7 protein-coding genes are annotated in these 5,870 nt (G+C 67.9%); 6 read left to right on the top strand and 1 reads right to left on the bottom strand.

Features of this window, described 5'->3' with window-relative positions; genetic code table 11:
• The 4 genes from AAF184_24385 to AAF184_24370 form a co-directional block, all read left to right on the top strand.
• A partial coding sequence (locus AAF184_24385; GenBank protein MEO0425494.1) for a multicopper oxidase domain-containing protein occupies positions 1 to 833 on the top strand: 833 nt, incomplete at its 5' end.
• Complete coding sequence (locus AAF184_24380) at positions 830 to 1,597, top strand: copper resistance protein B (protein ID MEO0425493.1); 768 nt, start codon at positions 830 to 832, stop codon at positions 1,595 to 1,597. The genes AAF184_24385 and AAF184_24380, both read left to right, overlap by 4 nt.
• 43 nt (positions 1,598 to 1,640) lie before the next feature.
• Positions 1,641 to 2,168 (top strand): DUF6491 family protein, encoded by a 528-nt coding sequence (locus AAF184_24375; protein MEO0425492.1) that lies wholly within the window; start codon positions 1,641 to 1,643, stop codon positions 2,166 to 2,168.
• A 215-nt stretch (positions 2,169 to 2,383) separates the two neighbouring features.
• Positions 2,384 to 3,229, top strand: coding sequence for a cobalamin B12-binding domain-containing protein (locus AAF184_24370; GenBank protein MEO0425491.1), 846 nt, complete (start codon positions 2,384 to 2,386; stop codon positions 3,227 to 3,229).
• A 7-nt stretch (positions 3,230 to 3,236) separates the two neighbouring features.
• Here the strand turns inward: AAF184_24370 and AAF184_24365 are convergent, their stop codons facing one another.
• Positions 3,237 to 3,740, bottom strand: a complete 504-nt coding sequence (locus tag AAF184_24365) for a GNAT family N-acetyltransferase (protein MEO0425490.1) — start codon at positions 3,738 to 3,740, stop codon at positions 3,237 to 3,239.
• Between the two features lie 271 nt (positions 3,741 to 4,011).
• On the opposite strand from AAF184_24365, the gene AAF184_24360 reads away from it, so the two are divergent.
• Both AAF184_24360 and AAF184_24355 read left to right on the top strand, forming a co-directional pair.
• The gene (locus AAF184_24360; protein ID MEO0425489.1) at positions 4,012 to 4,476 is read left to right on the top strand and encodes a (2Fe-2S)-binding protein; all 465 of its coding nucleotides are present in this window, start codon (positions 4,012 to 4,014) and stop codon (positions 4,474 to 4,476) included.
• Between the two features lie 2 nt (positions 4,477 to 4,478).
• Positions 4,479 to 5,870, top strand: a 1,392-nt coding sequence (locus AAF184_24355; protein MEO0425488.1) for a molybdopterin cofactor-binding domain-containing protein, incomplete at its 3' end; no start/stop codon positions are given.

Genomic DNA, 5,870 nt, shown 5'->3' with positions numbered 1-5,870 from the left:
TGATGGCCGAGACCAACGACCGCAGCGGCTTCGCCCGCGCCACGCTGGCGCCCCGAGAGGGGATGACGGCGCCCGTCCCGCAGCGGCGCCCGCGGCCCACGCTGACCATGAAAGACATGGCCATGGACCACGGTGAGATGGGCCACGCGGCGATGGGGCACAGCGGCATGGACCACAGCAAGATGAATCACGGCGCGAAGGCCAAGACGGCTAGCGCTGAGATGGACCACGCCGCGATGGGGCACGGCGCCATGGACCACAGCAAAATGGGCCACGACACCATGGCCCCAGCCCCTAAAGGCCCCCAACGCCACGACCACCCCAAGGGCCCCGGCGTCGTCGGCCTCGCGATGAACCCCGTCAACCGCCTCCACGAGCCGCCCGCCGGCCTCGAAGACGTGGGCCATCGCGTCCTCGTCTACACGGATCTTAAGAGCCTCCACCGCGTGCCCGATCCGCGCCCGCCCGAGCGCGAGATGGAGCTGCACCTCACGAGCAACATGGAACGCTACATGTGGTCCTTCGACGGTGAACGCTTCGCCGAGGTGCGCGAGCCCATCGTCTTCCACTACGGCGAGCGCCTGCGCCTGCGTCTGGTCAACGACACGATGATGCCGCACCCGATTCACCTGCACGGCATGTTCTTCGAGCTGGTCACCGATGCACCACCGGCCCACCGTCCGCGCAAGCACACGGTGGTGGTGAAGCCGGGCGAGAAGATGGCGGTGGACATCACGGCGGACGAGCCGGGCGACTGGGTGTTCCACTGCCACCTGCTCTACCACATGCATGCCGGCATGATGCGCATCGTCTCCGTCCGCGGAGCCGTGTGAAAGTGATAGGTAAGGCCCTGAGCTGCGCGGGCGTCTTCTGCCTGATGAGCGCGGCCTGCCTCGCCGCGGACCCGGCCTCCGGGTCGGACTCCCACTACGACGAGCGCATGGCGAAAGCCCGCGACGCTCTCTACGCCAACCACGGCAATCAGCTGGTCAGCCTCGTCCTGGGCGAACGCCTAGAGACTCAGTTCGGTGCCGGCGACGACAGCACCGTCTGGGAGGCCCAGGGCTGGGTCGGCGGCGATCTGCGCAAGTGGTGGTGGAAGACCGAGGGCGACTACGGCCACGGCGAGGGCGCCTTCGAGGAGGTGGAGCTGCAGTCGCTCTACAGTCGCGCGGTGGCGCCGTTCTGGGACGTGCAGATGGGGGTACGCCTGGACGTGGAGCCGACGCCCCTTCGCACCTACGCCACCCTCGGCGTGCAGGGCGTGGCGCCGTACTGGTTCGAGCTGGATGCGGCCCTCTTCCTGAGCGATCGCGGTGATCTCAGCGCGCGCCTGGAGGCGGAGTACGAGCTGCGCCTGACCCAGCGCCTGCTGCTGCAGCCGCGGGTGGAGCTGAACGTCGCCCTCACGCAGGACACACCCCGCGGCGTGGACAATGGCCTCACCGACGTGGAGGCGGGCCTGCGCCTGCGCTACGAAGTGCGCCGCGAGTTCGCCCCTTACCTCGGTGCCGTGTGGGCGCGCGACGGGGGCGGGCTGGACGAGGAGGCCACCTCGGGCCTGAGACTGGTGGGCGGTTTCCGGTTCTGGTTCTGAGGCTGATAGGGTGGATCTCCTAGACTTCTCAGGGGGTGATCCGATGCGCCGTCCCACGTTTTCCACTCGCCTGCGCCAGCGTCTTACGGGTGCGTGGTGGCTGTGCCTCCTAGCGGCACCAGCGGCCTTCGCCACGAATCTGGACAAGGGCATCTTCCTGCCCGAGGGCGCCCAGGCCGTCGACTCGGTGCAGTGGCGGGACATCGAGAGTTTCACGCCCCTGAGCCGCGAACTCATCCTGATCCGCACCCGATCGAGGCCCTATCTGCTGACCCTGAAACGGGCCTGTCCCGGTCTGCGCAGCGACAGCATGATCATCACGGAGCAGGAGAATGGTGCCTTCGAGCCGCGCACGGACCTCCTCCGCGCCGCCCCGCCGCCGAACTCCGGCCTTGGCCCGCGGATGATGAACGGCCATGGCGAGTTCAACCGAAACGGGCTCATGGAGGGCAGCACCCGCTGCCGGCCGGACGCCCTCTACGCCGTGGACGAGGCGGGCATCGAGTGGGTGGAGTCGGTGATCGCCCAGCAGCGCGAAGACAAGAAGAAGCGCAGACGCCGCAACAAGTAGCGGTCGCCGCCCGCCCCGCGCGGCCCTGCCGGCATGCCCCCAGCGGGGCGAAGCGCTGGCTAACGGTCCCTCAGGGGCCCGAAATCGATTGACCGGCTTCACGTAATTCGGGATGATCATGGCGGCAATCCTTGTGGTGGGCGCAACGCCATCACCCCGATGCCCGCCGCCGGCGGCTCCCCGGCGAGAGCCTCGGCCACACGGGACCCTCCGACATGAATACCAGCGCCACCTCGACTGTGCTCGATCGAAACGCCCTTTCCCGCGCCCTCGACGTCTACCACTCACAGCGGCGCAAGCTCGACCCTGACGCCCTGCGGTCGGTGGCCAGTGAGGTGTTCACGCAGCTGTCACGGCGCTTGCGCATGGAATCCTTGCCGGCCGGATCGCCCGATCTGCCCCTGCTCGATCGATTCTGCGACGCCCTCGTGGGGGAGGACGACCTCGCCGGCACGCACATGATCAGTGAGGCCCAGGCCGACGGGGCGTCCATGGACGCGATCTACCTGGGCTATCTCGGCGAAGCCGCCCGTCGCTTGGGCGAGCGCTGGGAGGCCGACCAGATCTCCTTCTGGCAGATGACGGTGGCGGCGGGGCGCATCTACGTGATCATGCGCGGTCTGCGCCATCACTTCGCGCCGCCGGCCTTCGATGTGCGTCGCCACGCCCTGTTCTCGACCATGCCCGGTGATCAGCACACGCTCGGCGTGTCGATCGCCGCGGATCTGTTCCGCGCCCGCGGTTGGGATATCCAGCTCATGTTCCCCAGCACCCAGGAAGAGCTGGTGGCGGGCTTGGAGCGCAGCGACCATGTGATCATCGGCGTCTCCGCGAGTCGCCCCGGGCAGTTGGTGGCCCTCGCCAAGCTCGTGATCGCCCTGCGCGTGGCGCGACCTTACGGCCACATCATCGTGAGCGGCCACATCGTGAGCGACGAGCCGGACGTAATGGAGCTGGTGGATGCCGACGGCTTCGCCTCCTCCGCCCCGGCCGCGATCGACAAGCTCGAGCGCCTGATCACCGAAACGCGCCGATCGGCCGCTGTCCCCGCGGGCGAGTAAGCGTTCCTCAATCCGTCGCCAGCACGCGGGCGATGAAGTGCGCGTCCACGTAGGCGCCGTCCCGGAAGGCGTAAGCGCGCGCCGTGCCCTCCACCTCGAAGCCGTGCTTGCGGTACAGGCGTAGGGCCGCCTCGTTGTCCACGTACACCTCGGCCTCCAGGCGCCGCAGCGCAAGCCAGTTGTCGGCCATCTCCAGGGCGGCGGTGAGCAGGGCGCTGCCGACGCCCTTGCCCTGGTGCGCCTCGTGCACGCCCATGCCGAAGGTGCCCACATGGCGCCGGCGCGGCCGGTCCTGGGTGATCAGCGAGAGCTGCCCGACCACCTCACCCTCGCTCTCCGCCACCAGGCTGTAGGCGCCGGGCGGGCGCATCCGCTCCCACCGCGCCTGCCAGTCCTCGCGCGAGACGTAGGGCAGCTGGAGCGTGTTGGCGTAGGCGTGGCGCTGGCCGTAGATGGTGGCCACGGCGTCGATGTCTTCGGTGCGGCTGTGGCGAATGGTGATCGAATTCATTGGGTACCACCTTGTGCATCCCTGCAGGAGGCGTGCTGGCGAAGCCACCGTGGCGGCGAAAATTTGTCGCCCGCTGGTGTCGACGCGATGCTAGCACGCACGTCTGGCACGCAGTGTTGCACCGTCAAGGAACCGTCGGAGTGACATGATCGCGTATGTAGATTTCGCGACTCCTTGACGGTAACCAAAGACCGCCATTTAGCGCCCGCTGGGGGGCAGCGTTTCTGGTAGATTCCGGCGTTCTTCTATCTTGCTCCGGAGCACCATCGATATGGCGGCAAGCTTTGTTCTCAATGGTCAGCAGGTCTCTGCCGACGTTCCCGACGACACCCCCTTGCTGTGGGTCCTGCGCGATGAGGTGGGCCTGAAGGGCACGAAGTTCGGTTGCGGCATCGGCCAATGCGGGGCCTGCACCGTGCACCTGAACGGTCGTGCCGTGCGTTCGTGCATTACGCCCGTGAGCTCCGTGCGCGGCTCGCAGATCACCACCATCGAAGGGCTCGGCGAGGAGGGTGAACACCCGCTGCAGGCCGCGTGGGTGGAAGCGCAGACGCCCCAATGCGGTTACTGCCAGTCCGGCCAGATCATGCAGGCGGCTTCCATGTTGAAGGACACGCCGAACCCCACGGACGAGCAGATCAGCGCGGCCATGAGCGGCAACCTCTGCCGGTGCATGGCCTACGTGCGCATTCGCGAGGCGATCAAGCTCGCCGCCAAGAACATGCGGGAGGCGTGATCATGAACAAGTTCGCTCACTACATGCGCGACGACGCCAAGAGCGACGTCGCCGAACAGACCGACGCCCTGCAGCTCACGCGCCGCGGTTTCCTGATCGGCGCGGCCGGCGCCGGCGTCACGCTGGCGTTCACCCATCCCCAGGCGGCCTTCGCCGAGGCCAACGACGCCGTGGCCGACGGTGCCTACGAGGGCGCCCTGTGGTTCCGTATCGAGCAGGACGGCAAGATCATCGTGCGCATCGCCGAATCGGAGATGGGCCAGCACGTGGGCACGGCGCTGGCGCGCATCGTCGCCGACGAACTCGAGGCGGACTGGGCCGACGTCACCGTCGACTATGTGGACGCCGATGCCAAGTGGGGCTACATGGTCACCGGCGGCAGCTGGTCCGTGCACCAGAACTTCACCCCCTTGAGCCAGGCCGGCGCCGCTGGGCGCATGGTGATGATCGAGGAGGGCGCTCGCCTGCTCGGCGTGGAGCCGAGCAAGTGCAAGGCCCGCGAGAGCAAGGTGATCGCCGGGCGCAAGTCGATCACCTACGCGGAGATCGTGAGCCGCGGCAACCTAACGCGAGAGTTTACCGCCGAGCAGCTGGCCGAGATGCCGATCAAGCCGGCCTCCCAGCGCCGCCTGATCGGCAAGGACGCCCCCGCCCTCGACATTCCGGACAAGACCCGCGGCACCGCCGTGTACGGCATCGACGCGGAAGTCGACGGCATGGTCTTCGGTCGACCGTTGATGCCGCCCACCCGCTACGGCGCCAAGGTCACCAAGATGGATGACACGGCGGCCAAGCGTGTTAAGGGGTACCAGCGCACCGTGGTGCTGGAAGACCCGAGCGGCACCGTGCCCGGCTGGGCCGTAGTCATCGCCGACTCCTTCCACGCGGCCAACCGCGCGGCCTCCTTGATCGACATCGAGTGGGAAGCGGGCGAGACCGCCAGCGTCTCTGAAGAGGACATCCTCGCCGAAGGCCGCAAGGTGATCGGCGATGCGAGCAAGGGTGCCCTGGTGTGGAACGACGAGGGCGTCGACGAGGCCTTCGCCGGCGCCGACAGCACCCTCGAGGCGGAGTACACCACCCACAGCGTGCTGCACTTCCAGCTCGAGCCCCTCAACGCCCTCGCGTACCAGCGTGAAGACGGCGCCTGGGAACTGCACACGGGCAACCAGTGGCAGAACCTCATCCTGCCGACCCTGGCCCAGGCCCTGGAGACGGAGGAGAGCAAGCTCAACCTGCGCACGTACCTCCTGGGCGGGGGCTTCGGCCGTCGCTTGAACGGCGACTACATCGTGCCCGCAGCGCTGGCCTCCAAGGCCCTCGGCGGCAAGCCCGTGAAGCTGGTGTTCACCCGCGAGGACGATTCGCGCTTCGACTCCATGCGCTCGGCCTCC

This window comes from Pseudomonadota bacterium (genome assembly GCA_039815145.1).
In the GTDB taxonomy this organism is placed as follows: Bacteria; Pseudomonadota; Gammaproteobacteria; order Steroidobacterales; family JBCBZW01; genus JBCBZW01.
Note: the sequence above shows the minus strand (reverse complement) of the source record. Positions and strands in the feature narration are given on the sequence as shown.

Excerpts from the sequence above, each read along its gene's own strand:
- AAF184_24375 (MEO0425492.1), top strand. The coding sequence starts at position 1,641 with ATGCGCCGTCCCACGTTTTCCACTCGCCTGCGCCAGCGTCTTACGGGT.
- AAF184_24370 (MEO0425491.1), top strand. The coding sequence starts at position 2,384 with ATGAATACCAGCGCCACCTCGACTGTGCTCGATCGAAACGCCCTTTCC.
- AAF184_24365 (MEO0425490.1), bottom strand. The coding sequence starts at position 3,740 with ATGAATTCGATCACCATTCGCCACAGCCGCACCGAAGACATCGACGCC.
- AAF184_24360 (MEO0425489.1), top strand. The coding sequence starts at position 4,012 with ATGGCGGCAAGCTTTGTTCTCAATGGTCAGCAGGTCTCTGCCGACGTT.